The organism is Flavobacterium sp. (assembly GCF_039932285.1).
GTDB lineage: Bacteria > Bacteroidota > Bacteroidia > Flavobacteriales > Flavobacteriaceae > Flavobacterium.
Map to the genome: position 1 here is coordinate 1 of NZ_JBDTQE010000028.1, position 23,024 is coordinate 23,024.

A 23,024-nucleotide genomic window follows, 5' to 3' on the forward strand; every position below is an offset into this window, starting at 1 on the left:
CGGTAGAAAACATCTTTCCCTTAATCAAGAAATTCTTATACAGCGATCACGAAATTTTCTTGCGTGAATTGATTTCTAACGGAACCGACGCTACTTTAAAATTAAAACACCTTACCAGTATTGGTGAAGCCAAAGTTGAATATGGTAGTCCTATTATTGAAATTAAAATCGATAAGGAAGCAAAAAAAATTCACATCATTGACCAAGGTTTAGGAATGACTGCCGATGAAGTAGAAAAATACATCAATCAAGTAGCATTTTCTGGCGCTGAGGAATTTTTAGACAAATATAAAGATTCTGCAAAAGATTCTGGAATTATTGGTCATTTTGGTTTGGGTTTTTATTCTGCATTTATGGTAGCAGAGAAAGTTGAAATCATTACAAAATCGTACAAAGATGAACCAGCAGCACACTGGACTTGCGACGGAAGCCCTGAATTTACGTTAGAAGCGGCTGACAAAACGACTCGTGGAACTGAAATTATCCTACACGTTGCAGAAGATTCTTTAGAGTTTTTAGAAGATTCTAAAATTTCTGGTTTATTGAATAAGTACAATAAATTTATGCCTATTCCGATTAAATTTGGAACCAGAACAGAAAAAATAGAACAGAAAAAAGGAGAAGAAGTTGCTCCCGAAGACAAAGACAATATTTTCACAGAAGTAGAAGTTGATAACATTATCAATAATCCAAATCCAGCTTGGACAAAACAACCAACAGATTTGACTGATGCAGATTACAAAGATTTTTATCGTGAGGTTTATCCAATGCAGTTTGAAGAGCCATTGTTTCATATCCATTTGAATGTAGATTATCCTTTCAACCTAACTGGGATATTATATTTCCCAAAATTAGGTTCAGATTTACAAATTCAGAAAGACAAAATCCAATTGTACCAAAATCAGGTTTATGTAACTGATAATGTAGAAGGAATTGTTCCTGAATTCCTAATGATGCTTCGTGGTGTGGTCGATTCGCCAGATATTCCGTTAAATGTTTCTCGTTCAGGATTGCAAGCCGATGGTGCTGTAAAAAAGATATCCAACTATATTACTCGTAAAGTTGCTGACAAGCTAAAAGCTTTATTTACAGAAAACCGTGAAGATTTTGAACAAAAATGGAATGATATAAAAATCGTTTTAGAATACGGAATGCTTTCTGAAGAGAAATTTTACGAAAAAGCAGGCGCATTTATTTTGTATCCGACGGTTGATGGTAAATATTTTACTCTTGATGAACTAAAAGAAAATTTAAAAGAAAAACAAACTGACAAAGACGGAAAATTAGTTGTTTTATACGCAGGAAATAAAGAAGCACAGCATTCTTATATTGAAATTGCAAAGGATAAAGGTTACGAAGTTTTGTTGTTAGATTCTCCTATTATTTCCCATTTAATTCAAAAAATTGAAGGTGATAATCAAGACCTAACTTTTGTTCGTGTAGATTCTGACCATATTGATAATTTGATTAAAAAGGAAGAAACTGCAATTTCTAAATTATCTGATGAAGAAAAAGAAAGTCTAAAAACTTCTTTAGAAGCCTTTATACCAAAAGCATATTCTGTACAATTAGAAGCTTTAGATAGCAATGCATCTCCATTTATTATTACACAGCCAGAATTCATGCGTCGTATGAAAGAAATGAGTCAATCTGGTGGCGGTAGTATATTTGGAATGAGTCATATGCCAGAGATGTACAATTTAGTAGTAAATACTAATTCTGATTTAGCTACTTCAATTTTAAACAATAAAGACAAATCAGCACAAGAAAACTTGGTAAAACAAGCTTTAGATTTGGCGAAATTGTCTCAAAATTTATTAAAAGGAGAAGAATTAACCGCTTTTGTAAAGAGAAGTTTTGAATTGATAAAATAAATAGAAATTATATTGAAAGTAGAAAACCTGTAAGTGAGAGCTTGCAGGTTTTTTTTATATCAAAAATTAAACCTTTTTATAAATTTATAGTCTTATTAATAAACATTATACAATTATGAAAAAAATAACCACAATCCTATTTGTCTTTCTAGGAATTACATTAGGTTTTGCTCAAGAAAATGATACTCCAGAATTTACTGGTGATAATTTTAGTTTAGAAGGCGCTTTAGCCATTTTTAAAAAATCGAATTCATTAGAAGAATTCGAAAAATTGATTAATGAAGAAAATAACAATGTAAACAATCTAGATTTGAATAACGATGGTAACATCGATTATATAAATGTAGATGATATTAAAGAAAACGACACACATGTAATTGTCTTAAGTACTTATTTAAGCCAAAGCGAAAAACAAGATATAGCAACAATTGGTATCGAAAAAACAGGTAATGAAGAAGCTACTTTACAAATAGATGGCGACAACGAATTATATGCCGAGAATACTATCGTAGAACCTTTCGATACTCAAGATTCGATAGACAAATCTAAATCTGGCCCAGCTATGCCAGAGATTATTACAACTAATGTTATGGTAAATGTTTGGTTCTGGCCAAGCGTTCGTTTTATTTACGCACCAAGATATGTCGTTTGGGCTTCGCCACACCGTTGGGGATTTTATCCAAGATGGTGGAAACCTTGGAGACCATATCGTCACGCTATTTTTTATACAAGATGCGCACCTCATCGTGTTTATTATCACAGAACGCCAACACATCGTGTTTTTGTAGCAAGAAAAGTATATTCACCAAGAAGACATTCATCTACACTTGTCGTTAAAAATCGCCGAGGAACAACGGTAATTCACAAAAATAAACGTGGTAATGTAAAAGCAGTTAAAGTATCGAGACGAGGAAGACGCTAATTTAAACTTCTCATTATGAACAATAACACACTCTGGTCATTGCGATTGGGATTTTCTAATAAGCAAGCTCAAAGTATTTCGGGTTTGGGCTTGCAAAAATTCTTAGAGAAATCATTTCAGACAAAATACGATGCTCAAATCCCTTCTTTTTTAGACGAAAGTCCTAAATCGTTTACGGAGTTACGTGAAATTCGTCAAAAAATAAAATCTGATCCTGAAAGTGCAAAAGAAATGCTTAAAAAAGAGGTGCAAGTTTCCAACGAAATGAAAGCTTGGTGGGTTAATAAAATGATGACTAATGAGTTTCCATTACAAGAAAAAATGACTTGTTTTTGGCATAATCATTTCGTAGCTACTTATCAGAAAGTAAAAGTAAATCATTGGATTTTTCAGTACAATCAGTTGTTGCGAGAACATGCTTTTGGTAATTTTAAGGAACTCACAAAAAAAGTTTTAAAGAGCAATGCCATGGTTCGTTATCTTGACAATGTAGACAACAGAAAAGATAAGCTTAACGAGAATTTAAGTCGAGAATTATTGGAGTTATTTACACTCGGAATTGGAAACTATACTGAAAATGATATTAAAAATGGAGCAAAAGCTTTAGCAGGTTTGGGAATTGGTGAAAATGAAGCACAATATCGTCCCATTTTTGAAGACAATGACATCATAACTTATTTAGGAAAAACAGGCAGATTTAAAGCCGATGATTTAGTAGATATTATTTTCGAACAAAAAAATATTCCTTATTTTATTACACAAAAAATCCTAAAATGGTTTATTTATGATAATCCTTCGGTTGAATTAGTTACTTATTATGGTGATTATTTTAAGAAAATGAACTTCGAAATAAAACCTTTATTAACCAAAATTTTTACCGAAGAATTTACTAAAAAAACAGCGGGTTCAAAAATAAAAAATCCGTTAGAATATAGTTTACAACTTATTTCAGAATTACATATTGAGTTAGAAAATCCAAAAATATTGGTTTTATTTCTTCGAGAACAAGGAATAGATTTATTTAATCAACCCAATGTAAAAGGTTGGGTTGGGGGAAATTCTTGGCTCACATCGCAAGTGTATTTGCAACGAAATAATATCGCCGATTTGTTTTCTAGCGGCAGAACCATAAACAGAAAAATGTTTAAAGCCGAAGAAAAAGACAATGAAATACTATTCCAAAAAACAAATATTAAACTCGATTGGAATAAAAATGGTAACAATAAACAAATCATTACCGAATTAGAAGACCGATTATTATTTGAAATAGACGAAAACACACAACAAGATTTTGAAAAAATATTAAAATATGATTTCGACTCTAATACTGAAGGTTCTGAAAATGCAGTTTTGCGATTGTTTAATGCAATCGTAAAAACTCCTGAATACCAACTCATTTAATACTAAAATCATGAACAGAAGAAATTTTCTCTCACTTACAGGAACTTTTACTGGTGGTTCTTTATTATTACCAGATTTTTTGTTTGCTTTTGGTTCTCAACAAAATCTAGTTATTGGCGAACAATGTTTGGTTTTTATACAATTAAATGGTGGAAATGATGGTTTAAACACTTTTGTTCCGTTCGAAAATCCTTTATATTATGATTTACGCCCTAAAATTGCATTATCAAAAAATGAAGTAATTAGTGCCACACGAGGAATGGCTTTTCACCCTGCTTTAAAAAGTTTTGCAACAATACAACAAAATGGTGATTTATCTGTAATTCAAAATGTGGGTTATCCAGAACCTATTCGTTCCCATTTTCGCAGTCAGGAAATTTGGCAAACAGGCTCAGCTTCAAATCAGTATTTAGATAATGGCTGGCTTGGTCGTTATTTAGATTTGCAATGCAAAGAACATCAACCAACAGCTGGAATTAATCTAGATTCGATAGATAATTTAGCTCTGAAAGGACAAGAACCAAATTCGATTACTGTAAAAGATCCTAACAGATTTAAAACTAAAACCGAAAATGATGATTCAGTTCAATTATCTACTAATCCACAATTGGATTTTGTTCGAAAAATAGCCAATTCGGTCACAGAAGGTTCAGATGAAATACAGAAAGCATTGGCAAAATCGACATCAGAAGTGAGTTATCCAAAAACTGGATTGTCTAAAAATTTAGAATGGATTGCAAGATTAATAAAAGGGAATTTGAATTCGAAAGTTTATTATACTTCACTCGGAGGATTTGACACACATGACAATCAATTGGCTATTCAAAATAATAAGCTTTCTGAATTGAACGATGCTATTTTTAGTTTTTATACCGATTTAAAAAATGCCAAGCTCATGCAAAATGTAACTATTGTGGTTTTCTCTGAGTTTGGGCGTCGTGTAAAAGACAATGGCAAAGGAACCGACCACGGAACCGCAGCACCAATGTTTATTATTGGCGGAAACAATAAAGGAAAAGTAATGGGAAACAATCCTAATCTTTCTGATTTAGACAATGGAGATTTGAAACACGAAACAGATTTTAGAAGTGTATATGCTTCATTGTTACAAAATAAATTAAATTTTGACGCTACAAAAATTGGGATTCCAAACAAAAAAATAGAAGGTTTGTTTTAAAAAATTTCTAACCTCTGAAATCTAAAAACTGCTAATTTCCAACAGACTAGAAAGGAAAAGTGCAAATGCCAAATATTTGTATATCTTTGATTTTAGAATCATACTAAGTCAGTAATAGATACAGATATAATTGAAATGAATGCATTAGAAAAGCAAAATAGCACACGAATGTTCGGATTAGATGTAATTCGTGCAATTGCCATTTTGCTGGTTTTATTTTCCCATGTCTATTACTTAATAGACAGTACAAATCCGTTAGTAATTTCCCTAAGTGGATTATCTGGTTTTGCAGGAGTTGAATTATTTTTTGTCTTAAGTGGCTATCTGATAGGCTCAATATTGTTACGACAATATATTACTGATAATTTTTCCTTGCAAAGTGTTTTTGTCTTCTTAAAAAGGCGCTGGTTTCGAACATTACCTAATTATTATTTAATCCTTTTTGTAAATCTAGGAATCGCATTTTTTTTAGGTTATCCTTCCCAATATTGGTATAAATATTTTTACTTCTTCCAGAATTTCAAAACGTATTCTATTGGTTTTTTCTCAGAATCATGGAGCTTGTCGATCGAAGAATGGACTTATATATTATTACCTTTTAGTCTGTTTTTTACATTAAAAATTGGAAATAAATTATCTAAAAAATGGACGTTTTTGTCTACTATTTTTTTGTTAATAATTCTAGCTCATATTCTTCGTTTTTTTAATATGAAAAATAGTGACATTTCTACTATGGAAGTTTGGAATACAAATCTAAAATCAATCGTAATTTATCGTTTCGACACGATACTTTATGGTGTTTTACTGGCTTGGCTACATCAGTTTTATACTCATTTTTTAAACACATACAAAATATACTTTCTAATTTTAGCAATGAATTTGTTCGTCTTACAATTTGTTATTTTAAATGTTTTAGGAGTCGATATTATGTCAAGTCCAATGTATTTTCATGTGTTTTATTTTACACTTTCGTCGGTTATTTTCTTTTTAGCTCTACCCTATTTTATTTTTTGGAAAAACTCACAATCTGTATTTTTCGCGAGCGTCACTTTTATAAGCAAAACATCTTATGCAGTATATTTAATTCATTATAGTATTGTAGCTGTGATTTTTAAATATATTCTTAGTAAATTTTCATTTCAATTCCCATCAATTTTAATTTTATTCATTTATTTCGGAATTACCTTTTTGTTGTCCTATATCTTATATCGATTCTACGAAAAACCGATCATGAACTTACGTGATAAGAATTAAGAATTATTTAAAATTAATGTTCAATAATTCATTTTTGATAATAATAACAATACAAAAACTAGCTTTTCGTAAATTATTAGAATTGAACAATATATTCCTTTAAATATTTTTTAATAATATATCGTTTTCGTAAATTCGCATCACGAATATTCACACAAGCATCAGCGAACTGAGAAAGTAAATAAACGATAAACCGAATAAACATAGAAATTATGGCTTTTGATATTGAAATGATTGAAAAAATGTATGCAAATATGGCCTCTCGTGTAGATAAAGCACGTGAATTAGTAGGTCGTCCGCTTACATTAACAGAAAAGATTTTATATGCTCACCTTTGGGACGGAACACCTTCAAGTGTTTTTTCTAGAGGGAAAGATTATGTAGATTTTGCTCCAGACAGAGTAGCATGTCAAGATGCAACAGCCCAAATGGCATTGTTACAATTTATGCATGCAGGGAAAAGCAAAGTTGCTGTGCCAACAACGGTACATTGCGATCACTTAATTCAAGCAAAAGATGGAGCAAAAACAGATTTAGCTTTTGCTAATTCACAATCTAAAGAAGTTTTCGATTTTCTTTCTTCTGTTTCAAATAAATACGGAATTGGTTTCTGGAAACCAGGATCAGGGATTATTCACCAAATCGTTTTAGAAAACTACGCTTTCCCTGGAGGAATGATGATAGGTACCGATTCTCACACAGTAAATGCTGGTGGATTAGGAATGCTAGCGATAGGAGTTGGTGGTGCTGATGCAGTAGATGTAATGTCTGGAATGTCTTGGGAATTAAAATTTCCTAAACTAATTGGCGTAAAACTAACAGGAAAATTAAACGGTTGGTCATCTCCAAAGGATGTTATTCTAAGAGTTGCCGATATTCTTACTGTAAAAGGAGGAACTGGTGCTGTTGTTGAATATTTTGGTGAAGGCGCAATAAATATGTCATGTACTGGAAAAGGTACAATTTGTAATATGGGTGCCGAAATTGGTGCCACAACTTCTACATTTGGTTACGATGACTCGATGAGAAGATATTTAGCCGCAACAGGTCGTCAAGACGTAGTAAATGCTGCGGATAAAGTAGCCGATTATTTAACTGGAGACAACGAAGTATATGCCAATCCAAATAACTATTTCGACCAAGTTATCGAAATTAATTTATCTGAATTAGAGCCTTATATCAACGGTCCTTTTACACCAGATAGAGGAACACCAGTTTCTAAAATGAAAGAAGAAGCTGCTGCAAATGGTTGGCCAATAAAAGTAGAATGGGGATTAATAGGTTCTTGTACTAACTCTTCATATGAAGATATGTCACGTGCTGCTTCTATTGTAGAGCAAGCTGTTGCACACGGGATTTCGCCAAAAGCAGAATTCGGAATCAATCCAGGTTCAGAACAAATTCGTTACACTATCGAAAGAGATGGAATCATCGCAACTTTCGAAAAAATGGGAACTAAAGTATTTACAAATGCTTGTGGACCATGTATCGGACAATGGGATAGAGCTGGAGCAGATAAAGGAGAAAAAAATACAATCGTTCACTCGTTTAACCGTAACTTTTCTAAAAGAGCCGATGGTAATCCAAATACACACGCTTTTGTAACTTCACCAGAAATGGTTGCTGCATTAGCAATTTCAGGGAGATTAGATTTTAATCCATTGACCGATTCTTTATTAAATGACAATGGTGAAATGGTGAAATTATTGCCTCCAAAAGGTGATGAATTACCTTCTAAAGGATTTGATGTAGAAGACGCAGGTTTTCAAGCACCAGCAGAAGATGGTTCAGGAGTACAAGTTGCAGTTTCTGAAACATCAGATCGTTTGCAATTACTAGCTCCTTTTGCCGCTTGGGACGGAAAAAACATTATGGGTGCCAAGTTATTAATTAAAGCTTTCGGAAAATGTACCACTGACCATATTTCTATGGCTGGACCTTGGTTGCGTTTCCGCGGACATCTAGATAACATCTCAAACAATATGTTAATTGGTGCAGAAAATGCTTTTAACCAAAAAGCCAATTCAGTAAAAAATCAATTAACAGGTACATACGATACAGTTCCTGCAGTAGCAAGAGCTTATAAAGCAGCTGGAATTTCTTCAGTTGTTGTAGGTGATCAAAATTACGGAGAAGGTTCTTCACGTGAGCACGCCGCAATGGAACCAAGATTTTTGGGAGTAAAAGCTGTTTTGGTTAAATCATTCGCTCGTATTCACGAAACAAATTTGAAAAAACAAGGAATGTTGGGTCTTACGTTTGCTAACGAAGCAGATTACGACAAAATTCAAGAAGATGATACTATCAATTTTACAGATTTAGTTGATTTTGCTCCAGGAAAACCATTAACCTTAGAATTTGTTCATGCTGATGGTTCAAAAGATATTATTTTAGCAAACCATACTTACAATGACAGCCAAATTGGTTGGTTTGTAGCAGGTTCTGCATTAAATTTAATTGCTGCTGGTAAAGCATAATTAAAATATATTTTATAAAGCAACGCCTTGAGGAAACTTGAGGCGTTTTTTTTTTTATAAAAAGGATTTCAGCTAAAAATATTTGCTCTTTTTAGCAATATGACAATTATCATTTCTTTTAGTTTTTGGATACTTTATTTTTGGCATGTAAATTACACTTATGTCAGTTTCTTTAATTCAAAAATACAATGTTCCTGGCCCAAGATATACCAGTTATCCTACTGTTCCTTATTGGGAAGAGAATGACTTTTCATATCAAATTTGGGTTGATACATTAAAAAAATCATTTGCAGAAAGCAACGAATCAGAAGGGATTAGTTTATACATACATTTGCCATTTTGTGAAAGTTTGTGTACTTTTTGTGGATGCAATAAGCGAATTACTAAAAATCATGCCATAGAGAAGACTTATATAGAAGCAGTTCTAAAAGAATGGTCATTGTATTGTAAGCTATTAGAATCAAAACCAATTATAAAAGAAATTCATTTAGGTGGCGGAACACCTACTTTTTTCTCTGTAGAAAACTTAGAAAGTTTAATCAATGGTATTTTTTGTCATGCTAGTAAAGCAGAAAATTACGAATTTAGTTTTGAAGGTCATCCAAACAATACCACACGAGAACATTTACAAACATTATTTAATTTAGGTTTTAGAAGAGTAAGTTTTGGTGTTCAGGATTATTCTGAAAAAGTTCAAAAAGCAATTCATAGAATTCAGCCGTTTCAAAATGTAGCAAAAGTTACTTTTTGGGCTAGAGAAATTGGCTATACCTCTATTGGGCATGATCTTATTTTTGGATTACCATTTCAGGAACTCGATGATGTTATAGATACTATTGAAAAAACAAAATCACTTCTTCCTGACCGTTTGGCATTTTACAGCTATGCTCATGTCCCATGGATAAAAGGAAATGGACAACGTGGTTTTAAAGATGAAGATGTGCCTAAAGATGACGAAAAAAGAAGATTATATGAAGAAGGAAAACAATCTTTATATAAAAATGGTTACTACGAAATTGGAATGGATCATTTTGCTTTAAAATCAGACAGTTTATATAATGCCTTCGAAACTGGAAAATTACATCGCAATTTTATGGGTTATAGCGCGTCAAAAACACAACTAATGATAGGTTTAGGTGTGTCTTCTATAAGTGATAGTTGGTATAGTTTTGCTCAAAACGTTAAAGATATAGAAGCTTATTATCAGATGCTAGAATCAGATAAACTGCCAATTTTGAGAGGACATTTGCTTACTAACGAAGATTTAATTATTAGAAAGCATATATTAAGCTTGATGTGTCAATTTAAAACATCTTGGGAAGAAAAATCCAGTTATTTTGATCAAATTCCAGAAGTCTTATCTCAACTAAAGGAAATGGAAAAAGATGGTTTTCTAATTATAAACAACAATACAATTGAAGTTACTGAAGCAGGAAAACCTTACGTAAGAAATATTTGTATGGCATTCGATTTAAGGTTAAAACGGAAAGCGCCTGAAACTGCATTATTTTCGATGACGATATAATAAAAAAATCACGTTTCAAAAAAAAACGTGATTTTCTTTTTTTAAGCTTTTAACATATTAAAAATTTCATCTTTAATAAAAATCATTTTTAATTTAAGCTCTTTAAAGGCTTCATCAATCATGACATCTTCTCCAATGTTTACTCGATTAATTTGATGTTCAATTTCATCATAATCAGCTATTAGTTTTTGGAAATGATTGTTCTCTGTTTTTAAATGATAAATTTTGTCCTGATATTCAGGGAATTCATGTAATAAATTGTGTTTTTCCATGTTAGTTAAATTAGGTGTTATTTGTGACAATTAGGTGTTGCTTGAATAAATAAACTCATATTGTTTGGTGATACATAAGGAATTCCTAAACCTAAACCTCTAAGAATAAATAGAAATCCAATAAAAACGGCGACATAAGGAATCGCTTTTTGAATTTTATTTCGAATTGAAATTGTTAAAATTGAATTTAAATAAACTACGCTACTCATCATAGGAACCGTTCCTAATCCGAACAAAATCATATACAAAATACCAAAACCTGCACTTTGCATAGCAATTGCTCCAAATAGAGCAACGTAAACCATTCCACAAGGCAAAAACCCGTTAAGTAAACCTATTATGAATAATGATTGATAACTTTTATTTTTAAATTGATTTCCTAACGCTGTTTTTATTTTAGAAATTAATCTAAAAACGGGTTTCGAAAAATTATATTTCATAAATACCTTTTCCGGAATTAAGATGGTCAGAATCATTGCAAAACCAATAAATATTGATAATTTCTGTTGAAATCCAGCAAGGAAAAAACCTCTACCAAGTAGTCCAAAAACCAATCCAATAGTAGCATAAGCTGATAATCGTCCTAAATGATAGGTTATTATTTGTGTTACTTTTTTTGCAGGATTATTTCTATCAACAGGTAGCATCATAGCAATAGGTCCGCACATACCAATGCAGTGTAAAGATGATATTAGTCCGAAAATAAAAGCGGTATAAAGCATTTAGATTTTTATTTTATGTAAATGACTTCTTTTGTTAAATATGATTTTCCATCATATTGCCATTCCATATTAATGTCCCAGCGACCGCCTACCAAACTTTTTTTAGGTATGAGCAAAGTAGAACTAGATAAGGAAATTGGAATTTCGAAATCTAATTTTTTGTTAGACGGTCTGTAAAGGGACACTTTTCCTTTGATGTCTTTTGGAATGAATGTATTTGGAAATTGGATTGAAATTACATCTGAAACATCTGTTATTACTGGTTTTAATTTTAAATTTTCAGCATTTTGAATTCTTACCATTTCATCTCCAAATTTTGCATCATGCTTGTAATATTCTTCAACAACCAGTTCGTTATCGTATTTTGAACTAGATTCTACTGTCAAAACAAAATATAAAATAAAGCTTGCAAACAATACAAATGCTATAACTATTGATGTTCCCCAATTTATTTTCATGATTTTAATTTTTTGCTATTTTAATAATTTAATCAAAACTTCTTGGACTTAAAAAACTGGTTGTTGTCGTTTCTATTTTTTTATTTCCGTTGTAAACTTCTATTTTCAATTTAGTTTTATCATTTTCTAATAAATATTGGTTTATTTGTATGAATAATGTTCCTTGCGACATTTCTTGTTTTTTTACTTTAAAATCTTGCTTACCAACAACGTTTATTATTCCTTTTATACCATGTAATTTGAAATGAATATCATCAAAATCATTATTTGTTTTATTAATAATCTTGAAGGTAAATATGTTACTTATATTATCTCCTTTATGTTCATATAATTGCCCTGGTAATCTAAGAATTACGGTTTCTACTTCGGTTCGCAAAAATAATAACCCAGTAAGAACTCCGATTAAGATAAATAATACTGCAGAATAACCTTTCATTCTAGTAGTAAACTTGAACTTATCTTTCTTCTCAATTTCATCTTCCGAAGCATATCTTATAAGTCCTTTAGGCAAATTGACGCTTTCCATTATTGTATCACACTCATCAATACATGCAGTACAATTGATACATTCTAATTGGGTTCCGTTTCTAATATCGATACCTGTTGGACAAACATTTACACATTGTTTACAATCTATGCAATCTCCTTTTCCGCTTGTGGTTCTGTCTTCTTGTTTATTGAATTTTGCACGACCAACTTCTTTTTCGCCACGAACAAAATCATAGGCTACATTGATCGATTTATTGTCTAAAAGTACACCTTGTAATCTTCCGTATGGACAAGCAATTATACAAACTTGTTCTCTAAACCAAACAAAAACAAAGTAAAAAACTCCTGTAAAAATAAGTAATGAGATTAAAGTGCTAATATGATTTGCTGGACCTTCTTCAATCATTTTAAATAATTCGTCGCTACTAATAAGATAGGCTAGAAAAACATTGGCAATAAAAAAAGAAATAATTAAAAAAATCGTCCATTTAATTCCTTTTTTTCTTATTTTTTCAGCATTCCATTCTTGTTTAGATAATCTAATTTGTGCCCCACGATCACCTTCAATCCAATATTCTATTCGGCGAAAAACCATTTCTAAAAAGATGGTTTGTGGACAAATCCAACCGCAAAATATCCGACCGAAAATTACTGTAAACAGAATAACGAAAACTACACCAACAATCATAAAAAGAACAAACAAATAGAAATCTTGAGGCCAAAATGGGAATCCGAAAATATTGAATCTTCTTTCTAAAACATTAAACATCATAAACTGATTGCCATTAATCTTTATAAAAGGATTAGCAACAAGAACTATGAGTAAAAAATAACTCACCCATTTGCGATAATCATAAAATTTACCAGATGGTTTTTTAGGAAAAATAAACTTTCTGTGACCCTCTTCATCTATTGTTCCAATAGTATCTCTAAACGCTTCGTCGGGTAATTTTGACATTTTATTTATTTGTTTAGAATCTTTGACAAAACCAAAAGCTTTGTCAATGATTCTTGTGATTTTATTTTTTAACTTGTAAGCTATCTACTTTTGTAATTGCTTTAGTTGCTATACTTGGATCGACCCAAATTTCGCCTTCAGCAACTTTTCCATCTTTAGGATTACTTCCTTGAAGAGACAAAACATAACTAGCTACTTTTTGAATTTCTTTTGGTTTTAATCCATTTTTAGACCATGCAATCATTCCTTTTCCGTCTCGACCACCATTTGTAATGGTATGAAATAAATTTTTGATTCCGCCACCTAAAATCCAATGATCATCAGTTAAGTTAGGACCTATATTTCCACCACCATCTGCTTTGTGACAAACTATACAATTAGTAGTGAAAATCGCTTTTCCTTCTGCCAATTCTTCTGGTTTAGTTAGTAGTGTAACTGTTTTTTCATCTGTCATATCTGGAGCAGTTTTCATGTATTCTGCCACATCAATTTTGGCTTGAGCCATTTCTTTTCTAAGTTCTGTTTCTTGATTATCTCCGTCCATTACTTCAAATCGAACAAGATAAACAACTGCAAAAACAATACAACCATAGAATAAATAAACCCACCACGGTGGTAAATTATTGTCCAATTCTTTGATACCATCATAATCGTGAGCAAGCAACAACTGACCTTCGTTTTCTATAGGCTCTGATTTTGTTAGCCTTTGCATCAAATTTTTATAAAAATCAGTTTCGGTAAAAGAAATATTTTCATCAATTTCTTTCTGCTTGCGCTGCTCTTCTGTTAACAAAGTGTCTAAGATTGTATTTGTCGCTTTCCAAATTAATTCTATGGCAATTTGTAAGAAAATAAACAATAATAAAATAAGTGTTATTACTGGGTATTTTATAAATGCGGGTCTGTCTCCAGAGTCTATAAAATATTCTATTGCTCCAAAAAAGGCAAAGAAAATAACAGGAATTCTAACATATACTGGAAAATACTTTTTCATATCTAATTATTTTAAAAAGTCATTTAAATTTTCGTTTCCAAAAGGAATATTACTCATTTCTTCAATTTTTTCTTTTCTGTAGGAATAAACCCAAATAGCCAGTCCCACAAAAAATGCGAAGAATATTAGTAGCGACAGTATTGGATATATTGCAACTCCTGCAATAGTTTCCATGTTGTGTTTTATTTGTTCAAACATTGCTATTATTTTTGAGTATTATCTTTCACTTTAATATCGGTTCCCAATCTTTGTATATAAGCAATTATAGCTATGATCTCTCTTTCGTTCATTGGAATAAATTTTTCACCTTTCGCTTCAGCTTTTTTCTTGCTATCAGCATAGCTTTTTACAAAATCAGGGTCATTCTCAAGATTTTTTTCGATTTTAAGTGCTTGTGTTTTTAGGTCTTTTAAACCGTTTGCTACTTGCTCATCTGTGTAAGGAACGCCTAATATAACCATGGCTTTCATTTTATCTTGAGTCAATGAAACATCTAATGGTTTATTATCGAAAAGCCATTTGTAACTTGGCATAATAGAACCAGCTGAAATACTTTGTGGACTCCAAAAATGGTTAAAATGCCAATTGTCATTATATTTCCCGCCTTCTCTTTCTAAATCTGGCCCTGTACGTTTAGAACCCCAAAGAAATGGATGATCATAAACAAATTCTCCCGCTTTAGCTTGTGGTCCATAGCGCTCTACTTCACTTCTAAATGGACGAACAGATTGAGAGTGACAACCCACACAACCCTCACGAATGTATAAATCGCGACCTTCTAATTCTAATGGAGTATATGGTTTTACACTTGCAATAGTTGGAATATTAGATTTTACCATAATGGTAGGCACAATTTGAATAATTCCACCTATTAAGATGGCTACAGTTGCTAGTATTGTTAACTGAATTGGTCTTCTTTCTAACCAAGTGTGGTATTTTTCACCTTTTATTCTTCCGTTACTAATTTTAACTAAAGCTGGTGCTTCTGCTAATTCGTCTTCAATTTTAGATCCAGCTCTTACTGTTTGTATAATATTGTAAACTAAGACTAACATTCCTGTTAAATATAATGTTCCTCCAATAGCTCTCATCCAATACATTGGCATAATTTGAGTTACAGTTTCAAGAAAATTACCATAAGTTAAAGTTCCGTCTGGGTTAAATTGTTTCCACATAGAGGCTTGTGTAAAACCAGCAACATACATAGGAAGTGTATAAAGAATGATTCCTAAAGTTCCAATCCAAAAGTGGAAATTTGCCAATTTAAGAGAGTACAAAGTGCTTTTCGTCATTCGTGGTATCAACCAATAAATCATACCAAAAGCCATAAAACCATTCCAAGCCAATGCGCCAACGTGAACGTGAGCAATAATCCAATCCGTATAATGTGCAACTGCATTAAACTTTTTTAGTGATAAAAGTGGTCCTTCTAAAGTTGCCATTCCGTAACCAGTAATAGCTACAACAAAGAATTTTAATACAGGCTCAGTTCTAACTTTATCCCAAGCTCCTCTGAGTGTTAACAATCCGTTTATCATACCTCCCCAAGATGGAGCAATTAACATAATTGAGAAAACAACTCCTAAATTTTGAGCCCAATTTGGTAAAGCAGAATATAATAAATGGTGTGGTCCAGCCCATATATAGATGAAAATTAATGACCAAAAGTGAACAATAGATAATCTGTAAGAATAAACAGGACGATTGGCTGCTTTAGGAATAAAATAATACATTAGTCCTAAGAAAGGTGTGGTTAAGAAAAATGCTACTGCATTATGACCATACCACCATTGTACTAAGGCATCTTGAACTCCAGCATACACAGAGTAACTTTTCATTGCAGAAACAGGCAATTCTAAACTGTTAAAAATATGTAAAACTGCTACGGTAACAAATGTGGCTAAGTAAAACCAAATTGCAACATATAAATGACGTTCTCTTCTTTTTATCATTGTACCAATCATGTTGATACCAAATGCTACCCAAATTAATGCTATTGCAATATCTATTGGCCATTCTAATTCAGCATACTCTTTTGAAGTACTAAAACCCAATGGTAAAGAAATTGCTGCGGCTACAATAATTAATTGCCAACCCCAAAAATGAAGGTTACTCAAAAAATCACTAAACATTCTAGCTTTTAACAATCGCTGAAGTGAATAATAAATACCCGCAAACATAGCGTTACCAACAAAGGCAAAAATAACTGCATTGGTATGTAAAGGTCTCAGTCTTCCAAAACTTAACCAGGAAATCCCTTCGGTCATGTTTGGAAAAAGAAACATAAAGGCAAGCATTAGCCCTACTAACATTCCTACTACACCAAAAACGATGGTAGCATAAATGAATTTCTTTACAATTTTGTTGTCATAATAAAATTGTTGCATTTCCATAATTAAATTTGTTTTTCTTTTGTTATTTGTATTGATTTTGGATTTTCTACTTTGAGCTCATCGTCAAAAAGCATTCTGACTGATGGTGTATAATCATCATCGTACTGACCTGTTTTTACAGCTCTTATAAAAGCAATAAAAAAGCCAATTGCGACTACTATACTGATGGAGATTAATAAATAAATGACACTCATACCTTAAATTTGTGTTAACAAAGTTACTATTGCTGATTCTTTAATAATATGACATTTGTCATACTTTTATTTTTTATGCTTTTAATTTTTTACTATAAAGATTACTCATAAAAGTGACAAAACTCACTATTGTAATAGTACTTAACGGCATTATAATAGCCGCAACTAAAGGCAATAAATTTCCCGTAATTGCAAATGACAATCCCACTACGTTGTATAATAATGAAATCGTAAAACTCATTTTAATAGTAGTTATTGCTTTTTTAGATAGCTTTAAAAAATAGTTTAATTTTTGAAATTCACTTGCATCTAAAATAGCATCACAAGCAGGAGAAAATACATTTACATTTTCTGAAATAGATATTCCAATATTGCTTTGCGCTAATGCTCCAGCATCATTAAGACCGTCGCCAACCATCATTACATTCTTGCCGTTTTCTTGTAATCTCTTAATGAAATCTAATTTTTGTTCTGGTTTCTGATTAAAAACCAATTCAATTCCTTTAGGTAGTATTTGTTCTAAAGTTTCACGTTCCCCTTCGTTATCGCCAGAAAGCACTTTAATCTCATAACTTTTATTCAAATTCTTAAAAAGTGTTTCTAAACCTTCTCTATATTCATTATTGAAAATATATTTCCCAAAATAAACACCGTTAATTTTTATATGAACCGATGTTTGCTGAATACTATTTCCTTCTAATTTTTCAACAAAAGATGCCGAGCCAATTTTAATTTTAAAATCATCTACTTGAGCATCAATTCCTTTTCCTGTAATCTCTTCAAAATGATTTATTTTAATGCGTTTTACTTCTGGCAAAAAATCATACAACATTCTGCTAAGGGGATGATTGGATGCCCGAAGCACATTTTTTATTAAAAATATATTTTCATCCGAAAGGGAATCGCCTTCATAAGAAATATTCGATTTTTTATTGGTCGTAATTGTTCCCGTTTTATCAAAAACAATGGTATCTACTTTTGCCAATTGTTCAATTACTAAAGCATTTTTTAGATAAAATTTCTTTTTGCCCAAAATCCGTAAAATATTTCCAAAAGTAAACGGCGCAGTTAATGCCAATGCACACGGACAAGCTACAATTAGTACCGCTGTAAAAACGTTGAAAGCAATATTTGCATCAAAAAATAGCCAATATCCAAATCCTGAAAAAGCAATAAACAAGAGAATAGGTGTAAAATACCGACTAATTTTATCAGTTATGGTTTTGTGATTTTGGATTACATTTTTCTGGAAAACATCATTACTCCACAATTGTGTCAAATAGCTTTGAGAAACCGAATGTAAAACTTCCATTTCGATAACTTTTCCTATTTGTTTTCCTCCAGCAAAAATTTTATCACCTGATTTTTTAGTAATAGGAATAGCTTCTCCGGTAACAAAACTATAATCAATTTCTGCTTTATCCGATATTAAAATCCCATCAACTGGAATTAATTCTTGGTTTCTAATGAGTAATCTATCTCCTTTTTGAACATCATAAATAGGAATACTTTCTTCGGAAACATCTGTGTTTATTTTTGTTATTGCAATTGGAAAATAGGATTTAAAATCTCTTTCAAAACTTAAAAAACTATAGGTTTTAATCTGAAACATTTTACCAAGAAGCATAAAAAAGATTAATCCAGTTAAACTATCAAAAAAGCCAGATCCGTAATCCATAAAAATATCAAACGTACTTCTAACGAACATTACAACAATCCCTAAAGCAATAGGAATGTCTATATTTAACATCTTAGATCGAATACTTTTATAGGCCGAAACGTAATAATCACTTGCTGAATAAAAAAAAGAGGGCAATGATAATATAAATATTAACCAACGAAAGAAGCCTCTATATTGATCTAACCAATATTCTTTTACCTCAAAATATTCCGGAAAGGAAAGCAACATAATATTTCCGAAACAAAAGAAAGCGACACCAAGTTTATACGTTAAACTTCTGTCAACATTGTTTTTTCCTGTTTCGTAATTTTCTAAGCTAATGTAAGGCTCATATCCTATAGAACTTAATAAATAAACAATTGTTTTGAGCGAAACCGTTTCTGGATTATAGGTAATTCTAACTTTTTTTTCAGGAAAATTTACCTGAGAAGTGCTTATACCTTTTTGAAGACGTTGTAAATTTTCCAAAATCCAAATACACGAACTACAGTGAATATGAGGAATGTTAAGCGAAATAATACAGGTTGAATCTTCTTGAAATTCAAGCAATTTTGTAATGATACTTTCATTATCTAAAAAATCATATTTTCCTTTAATGTCTTGTGGGGTTGCTCCAGGGGATTTTTCGAAATCATAATAGCAAGTCATATCATTTAGAGAAAAAATTTCGTAAACGGTTTTGCAACCATTGCAACAAAAAATCTTATCATCAAAAATAATTTCGTCTTCTTTTATAGTATCTAATCCACAATGGAAACAGTTTTGCGTGTCCATATACTTTGCTCATTTTACCTGTAACAAAGGTCACACAGTAGATGAATTTAAAATATGATATTTGTCATATAAAAGTGTAATTTTGTAAAACAAGTAAATGCGGATTCGATGAGTAAATGTGAGCAATGTATCGTTAGACAATTTAGTTCTCTAAAGTCTTTGAATAAGGAAGAGCTTTTGCGTATGGCTGAATGTAAAACATCTTATACTATAAAAAAAGGAGAACCTATTTTTGAAGAAGGAGAAAGTGTAAATGGCATATTTTGTATTAAGGAAGGAGTTTGTAAACTTTCTAAATTAAGTTCTAATGGTAAAGACCAAATTGTTAAATTGTTAAAACCTGGCGAATTGCTTGGACAACGATCTATGATTAGTGATGAGGTTGCAAATTTAAGTGCTGTTGCGCTAGAAGACATGGAAGTTTGTTTTATCCCAAAAACAGAAATACTAGGTTTTTTTAATCACAATAATGATTTTTCTATGAATGTGATGAAAACCATTTGTGGAGATCTAAAAGAAGCTGATGATCACATGATTTCATTGGCTCAAAAAACAGTCAAAGAACGATTGGCAGAAACCTTATTGTATCTTGAAGACACTTTTGGTAAAAATGAAGATCAGAGTTTACACATTCAGCTTTCAAGAGAAGAATTAGCCGGTATGATAGGAACTGCTACCGAAAGTTGTATCAGGTTATTGTCTGAATTTAATAAAGATAATTTAATAGAAATTGTAGGCAAAAAAATTACAATCCTACAAAAAAATGCTTTGATAAAATTGTCTCAACAATAAAATAAAAAATGCTGTTATAAAACAGCATTTTTTATTTAATCGAATTTATTTTTTATATAATATTTCCCGTCTAAGTCATCATCAAACTCATCAATTTTTATTTGTTTTGGTTTTGGTTTTCCAGCATTAGCTTTCTTTTTCCAAATTTCAAATTTGTCAGCAGGCAATTTCTTTTTCATAATTTCAAGAACCTGTTTTTCTTCAATAGCAAGTTCTTTTTTAATGATTTCAAAAGGATTTCTTTCCTCATTTGCCAATGTGATTAATTTTTGAGTTTCGTCCCAACTCAATTCTATGCTTTTACCTTTTTTCATTATTTTAAAAACAATTCAGTTTATTTTTTTTAATGGTTACAAATTCTATTCCAATATTAATCAAAAAAATCAAGATTCGAAAATTATTTTCATTTTTTTAATTCCGAAACAAATGTCTGACTTGATTTGAAAGGAATTTTCAACAAACTATAGAGTTTATTATGCTCTTCAGGATTCATGTGCGTGTCAATTCCATATGTAATTTCGTTCATTGGAAGTGTTAAGAAAGTGCCAAACAACCTATCCCAAACAGAAAAAATATTTCCATAATTACTATCGGTATATGGCAAAATATAATGGTGGTGTACTTTATGCATATTAGGGGAAACAATAAAATAGCTGATTAAATTATCTGCTTTTTCAGGCAAAGTAATATTTGCATGATTAAACTGTGATAAAAAAACAGATAATGATTGGTACAGGAAAAACAACCATATTGGAGCGCCAACAATAATGATTGCTAAAGTTGTAAATATAAACCGAATCACACTTTCTCCAGGATGGTGTCTGTTTGCTGAAGTGGTGTCTATCCAAGTATCTGTGTGGTGAATAAGATGAAAACGCCACAAAAATTTTGTTTTATGTTCGACTAAATGTGCTGTGTATGCACCAATTAAATCCATTAATAATAAACCAATTATTGCTTGTAATAAAAGAGATTTGATAGACAGCCAATGCAAAATTCCAAAATTATTTTCAGTAACCAACTGAGAGCTTTTGAATAAAATAAAGGCTAAAGCAAAATTAATTAATATCGTTGTTAGCGTAAAAAAAATATTTACACCAGCATGTTGCCATTTGTTATATTTGAATTTAAAAAGCGGAAGACTATTTTCTATAATCCAAAAAAGTGTAATGCCTCCAATAATTAAAATACTTCTATGAACAGAAGGAATATTTTGAAAATAGTTTGCAATTTCATCCATATGAAAAATATTTTATTAAATTTAATAAAAAAACTATTTGATAGTTCTAAAAGTAAGATTTATTCTAGCTCCAATCTGTTTTTTTGTTTTGGGGATTTGATGTTTCCAAAAATGTTGTGTAGTCCCTTTCATAATTAATAAACTTCCGTGTTCTAAAACAATATTTTGTTTTAATTCGAGCTTATTGTGTTTCAGCTGAAAAACCCTTTCAACACCAAAACTTACCGAAGTAATTATGGGATTTCTACCTAATTCTTTTTCGTTATCCGCATGCCAACCATTACTATCTTGTCCATCACGATATAAGTTTAGCAATACCGTTGTAAAATTTTCATTACAAATTTTCTCTACTTCTTCTTTTATAAATATAATTAAAGGAGACCAATGATGAGGTTGCATTACAATATTAGAATATCCGTAAGGTTTACCCTCATTACCAAAAAGCGCTGTTAGTCTTGGTTGCGCATGAGATTTTCCATAAACAGTTATATTATCTTGTTGCCAAGGAATTTCATTTTGTAGTTTTAATAAAAGTTCATTGGCTTTTGCTGAAGAAAAGAAATGAGGATAGTATTCAATTTCAGCATCAGTCAAGTTGAAAACAATTTTTTCTTCGGGGAATAGAGAATTCATATTTCAAAAATAAAAAAAGCAATGATAATTACCATTGCTTTTGTATTAAATATTTTTAAAATATTAAGCTTCTTTTTTCTCCAATAAAGCCTTGTATATGAATCCGCCGAAAACTGCTCCAACGATTGGCGCTAACCAAAACAACCAAACTTGACTTAATGGTTCTCCACCAGCAAAAATAGCTTGCGATAACGAACGTGCAGGATTTACTGAGGTGTTAGTAATAGGAATACTTATTAAATGAATTAAAGTTAATGCTAAACCAATTGCTATTCCAGCAAATTTTCCGTTAGCTAATTTATCAGTTGCCCCCAAAATGATAATTAAGAAAAATGCAGTTAATACAAATTCTGCTAGAAATGCAGATTCCATACTGTAACCATCTGGCGAAAAAGCACCAAATCCGTTCGATGCAAAAGCACCAGCTTTAGTATTATCTATCGCAAAACCTGGTTTGCCAATTAAAATTGCGTATAAAGTTCCTGCTGCAAGAATAGCACCAGCACATTGCGCTGCAATATAAGAAGCCAAATCTTTTGCTGGAAATCTTCCGCCAGCCCATAATCCTATCGAAACTGCTGGATTAAAATGTCCTCCAGAAATATGCCCCACAGCATAAGCCATAGTTAATACAGTAAGCCCAAAAGCTAAGGAAACACCCATAAATCCGATTCCTAAATTAGGAAATCCAGCAGCGAATAATGCACTTCCGCATCCTCCAAATACCAACCAATAAGTTCCGAAGAATTCTGCAAATAATTTTTTCATAATAATAGTTTTGTTTAATAATTTAG

The 23,024-nt window shown here is 31.4% G+C and carries 21 protein-coding genes; 8 read left to right on the top strand and 13 right to left on the bottom strand.

All coding sequences use genetic code 11. The features are described 5' to 3' along the window. The 7 genes from htpG to hemN form a co-directional block, all read left to right on the top strand. Nucleotides 1-1,874: molecular chaperone HtpG (gene htpG, locus ABI549_RS06955; RefSeq protein ID WP_348075736.1), on the top strand; the 1,874-nt coding region annotated here is incomplete at its 5' end. A 115-nt stretch (nt 1,875-1,989) separates the two neighbouring features. Beyond that, nucleotides 1,990-2,796, top strand: coding sequence for a hypothetical protein (locus tag ABI549_RS06960; protein WP_348075737.1), 807 nt, complete (start codon nt 1,990-1,992; stop codon nt 2,794-2,796). Between the two features lie 15 nt (nt 2,797-2,811). After that, on the top strand, nt 2,812-4,197 hold the full coding sequence (locus ABI549_RS06965) for a DUF1800 domain-containing protein (RefSeq protein WP_348075738.1): 1,386 nt from the start codon (nt 2,812-2,814) through the stop codon (nt 4,195-4,197). 10 nt (nt 4,198-4,207) lie between these two features. After that, the gene (locus ABI549_RS06970) at nt 4,208-5,374 is read left to right on the top strand and encodes a DUF1501 domain-containing protein (RefSeq protein WP_348075739.1); all 1,167 of its coding nucleotides are present in this window, start codon (nt 4,208-4,210) and stop codon (nt 5,372-5,374) included. A gap of 135 nt (nt 5,375-5,509) precedes the next feature. After that, entirely contained in the window at nt 5,510-6,628 is a 1,119-nt protein-coding gene (locus ABI549_RS06975; protein ID WP_348075740.1) for an acyltransferase, read from the top strand. A 212-nt stretch (nt 6,629-6,840) separates the two neighbouring features. Beyond that, on the top strand, nt 6,841-9,105 hold the full coding sequence (locus tag ABI549_RS06980) for an aconitate hydratase (protein WP_348075741.1): 2,265 nt from the start codon (nt 6,841-6,843) through the stop codon (nt 9,103-9,105). Nucleotides 9,106-9,265: 160 nt separating this feature from the next. Further along, a complete protein-coding gene (gene hemN, locus ABI549_RS06985) occupies nt 9,266-10,630 on the top strand; it encodes an oxygen-independent coproporphyrinogen III oxidase (RefSeq protein ID WP_348075742.1) in 1,365 nt (454 codons plus the stop codon). A 41-nt stretch (nt 10,631-10,671) separates the two neighbouring features. Here the strand turns inward: hemN and ABI549_RS06990 are convergent, their stop codons facing one another. The 9 genes from ABI549_RS06990 to ABI549_RS07030 form a co-directional block, all read right to left on the bottom strand. Then, nucleotides 10,672-10,932 carry a DUF465 domain-containing protein gene (locus ABI549_RS06990; RefSeq protein WP_348075743.1) on the bottom strand — a complete coding sequence of 87 codons (261 nt, stop codon included), beginning with the start codon at nt 10,930-10,932 and terminating at the stop codon, nt 10,672-10,674. Further along, the gene (locus ABI549_RS06995) at nt 10,920-11,624 is read right to left on the bottom strand and encodes a sulfite exporter TauE/SafE family protein (RefSeq protein ID WP_348075744.1); all 705 of its coding nucleotides are present in this window, start codon (nt 11,622-11,624) and stop codon (nt 10,920-10,922) included. Before ABI549_RS06995 ends, ABI549_RS06990 begins: the two co-directional genes overlap by 13 nt. Nucleotides 11,625-11,632: 8 nt before the next feature. Continuing rightward, complete coding sequence (locus ABI549_RS07000; RefSeq protein ID WP_348075745.1) at nt 11,633-12,082, bottom strand: FixH family protein; 450 nt, start codon at nt 12,080-12,082, stop codon at nt 11,633-11,635. A 28-nt stretch (nt 12,083-12,110) separates the two neighbouring features. Next, the gene (gene ccoG / locus ABI549_RS07005) at nt 12,111-13,529 is read right to left on the bottom strand and encodes a cytochrome c oxidase accessory protein CcoG (protein WP_348075746.1); all 1,419 of its coding nucleotides are present in this window, start codon (nt 13,527-13,529) and stop codon (nt 12,111-12,113) included. A 61-nt stretch (nt 13,530-13,590) separates the two neighbouring features. Next, on the bottom strand, nt 13,591-14,523 hold the full coding sequence (locus ABI549_RS07010; protein WP_348075747.1) for a cbb3-type cytochrome c oxidase N-terminal domain-containing protein: 933 nt from the start codon (nt 14,521-14,523) through the stop codon (nt 13,591-13,593). Between the two features lie 6 nt (nt 14,524-14,529). Then, nucleotides 14,530-14,721 (bottom strand): CcoQ/FixQ family Cbb3-type cytochrome c oxidase assembly chaperone, encoded by a 192-nt coding sequence (locus tag ABI549_RS07015; protein ID WP_348075748.1) that lies wholly within the window; start codon nt 14,719-14,721, stop codon nt 14,530-14,532. Nucleotides 14,722-14,726: 5 nt separating this feature from the next. After that, nucleotides 14,727-16,916 carry a cytochrome-c oxidase, cbb3-type subunit I gene (gene ccoN, locus ABI549_RS07020; protein WP_348075749.1) on the bottom strand — a complete coding sequence of 730 codons (2,190 nt, stop codon included), beginning with the start codon at nt 16,914-16,916 and terminating at the stop codon, nt 14,727-14,729. 2 nt (nt 16,917-16,918) lie between these two features. Next, entirely contained in the window at nt 16,919-17,110 is a 192-nt protein-coding gene (gene ccoS, locus ABI549_RS07025) for a cbb3-type cytochrome oxidase assembly protein CcoS (protein ID WP_348075750.1), read from the bottom strand. 73 nt (nt 17,111-17,183) lie between these two features. Continuing rightward, nucleotides 17,184-19,565 (bottom strand): heavy metal translocating P-type ATPase metal-binding domain-containing protein, encoded by a 2,382-nt coding sequence (locus ABI549_RS07030; RefSeq protein ID WP_348075751.1) that lies wholly within the window; start codon nt 19,563-19,565, stop codon nt 17,184-17,186. A 108-nt stretch (nt 19,566-19,673) separates the two neighbouring features. Between ABI549_RS07030 and ABI549_RS07035 the strand changes: the two genes are divergently transcribed. Further along, a complete protein-coding gene (locus ABI549_RS07035; RefSeq protein WP_348075752.1) occupies nt 19,674-20,357 on the top strand; it encodes a Crp/Fnr family transcriptional regulator in 684 nt (227 codons plus the stop codon). A gap of 35 nt (nt 20,358-20,392) precedes the next feature. Here ABI549_RS07035 and ABI549_RS07040 read toward each other — a convergent pair whose 3' ends face one another. The 4 genes from ABI549_RS07040 to aqpZ form a co-directional block, all read right to left on the bottom strand. Beyond that, entirely contained in the window at nt 20,393-20,671 is a 279-nt protein-coding gene (locus ABI549_RS07040) for a DUF2805 domain-containing protein (protein ID WP_348075753.1), read from the bottom strand. 89 nt (nt 20,672-20,760) lie between these two features. Then, nucleotides 20,761-21,597 carry a sterol desaturase family protein gene (locus ABI549_RS07045; protein WP_348075754.1) on the bottom strand — a complete coding sequence of 279 codons (837 nt, stop codon included), beginning with the start codon at nt 21,595-21,597 and terminating at the stop codon, nt 20,761-20,763. Between the two features lie 33 nt (nt 21,598-21,630). Further along, complete coding sequence (locus tag ABI549_RS07050; protein ID WP_348075755.1) at nt 21,631-22,230, bottom strand: alpha-ketoglutarate-dependent dioxygenase AlkB; 600 nt, start codon at nt 22,228-22,230, stop codon at nt 21,631-21,633. Between the two features lie 63 nt (nt 22,231-22,293). Further along, nucleotides 22,294-22,998, bottom strand: coding sequence for an aquaporin Z (aqpZ, locus tag ABI549_RS07055; RefSeq protein ID WP_348075756.1), 705 nt, complete (start codon nt 22,996-22,998; stop codon nt 22,294-22,296). Nucleotides 22,999-23,024 lie beyond the last annotated feature (26 nt).

Bases quoted from the DNA above. Each gene is read 5' to 3' on its own strand.
- ABI549_RS06960 (WP_348075737.1), top strand. From the start codon at position 1,990: ATGAAAAAAATAACCACAATCCTATTTGTCTTTCTAGGAATTACATTA.
- ABI549_RS06965 (WP_348075738.1), top strand. From the start codon at position 2,812: ATGAACAATAACACACTCTGGTCATTGCGATTGGGATTTTCTAATAAG.
- ABI549_RS06970 (WP_348075739.1), top strand. From the start codon at position 4,208: ATGAACAGAAGAAATTTTCTCTCACTTACAGGAACTTTTACTGGTGGT.
- ABI549_RS06975 (WP_348075740.1), top strand. From the start codon at position 5,510: ATGAATGCATTAGAAAAGCAAAATAGCACACGAATGTTCGGATTAGAT.
- ABI549_RS06980 (WP_348075741.1), top strand. From the start codon at position 6,841: ATGGCTTTTGATATTGAAATGATTGAAAAAATGTATGCAAATATGGCC.
- hemN (WP_348075742.1), top strand. From the start codon at position 9,266: ATGTCAGTTTCTTTAATTCAAAAATACAATGTTCCTGGCCCAAGATAT.
- ABI549_RS06995 (WP_348075744.1), bottom strand. From the start codon at position 11,624: ATGCTTTATACCGCTTTTATTTTCGGACTAATATCATCTTTACACTGC.
- ABI549_RS07000 (WP_348075745.1), bottom strand. From the start codon at position 12,082: ATGAAAATAAATTGGGGAACATCAATAGTTATAGCATTTGTATTGTTT.
- ccoG (WP_348075746.1), bottom strand. From the start codon at position 13,529: ATGTCAAAATTACCCGACGAAGCGTTTAGAGATACTATTGGAACAATA.
- ABI549_RS07010 (WP_348075747.1), bottom strand. From the start codon at position 14,523: ATGAAAAAGTATTTTCCAGTATATGTTAGAATTCCTGTTATTTTCTTT.
- ABI549_RS07015 (WP_348075748.1), bottom strand. From the start codon at position 14,721: ATGTTTGAACAAATAAAACACAACATGGAAACTATTGCAGGAGTTGCA.
- ccoN (WP_348075749.1), bottom strand. From the start codon at position 16,916: ATGGAAATGCAACAATTTTATTATGACAACAAAATTGTAAAGAAATTC.
- ccoS (WP_348075750.1), bottom strand. From the start codon at position 17,110: ATGAGTGTCATTTATTTATTAATCTCCATCAGTATAGTAGTCGCAATT.
- ABI549_RS07030 (WP_348075751.1), bottom strand. From the start codon at position 19,565: ATGGACACGCAAAACTGTTTCCATTGTGGATTAGATACTATAAAAGAA.
- ABI549_RS07035 (WP_348075752.1), top strand. From the start codon at position 19,674: ATGAGTAAATGTGAGCAATGTATCGTTAGACAATTTAGTTCTCTAAAG.
- ABI549_RS07040 (WP_348075753.1), bottom strand. From the start codon at position 20,671: ATGAAAAAAGGTAAAAGCATAGAATTGAGTTGGGACGAAACTCAAAAA.
- ABI549_RS07045 (WP_348075754.1), bottom strand. From the start codon at position 21,597: ATGGATGAAATTGCAAACTATTTTCAAAATATTCCTTCTGTTCATAGA.
- ABI549_RS07050 (WP_348075755.1), bottom strand. From the start codon at position 22,230: ATGAATTCTCTATTCCCCGAAGAAAAAATTGTTTTCAACTTGACTGAT.
- aqpZ (WP_348075756.1), bottom strand. From the start codon at position 22,998: ATGAAAAAATTATTTGCAGAATTCTTCGGAACTTATTGGTTGGTATTT.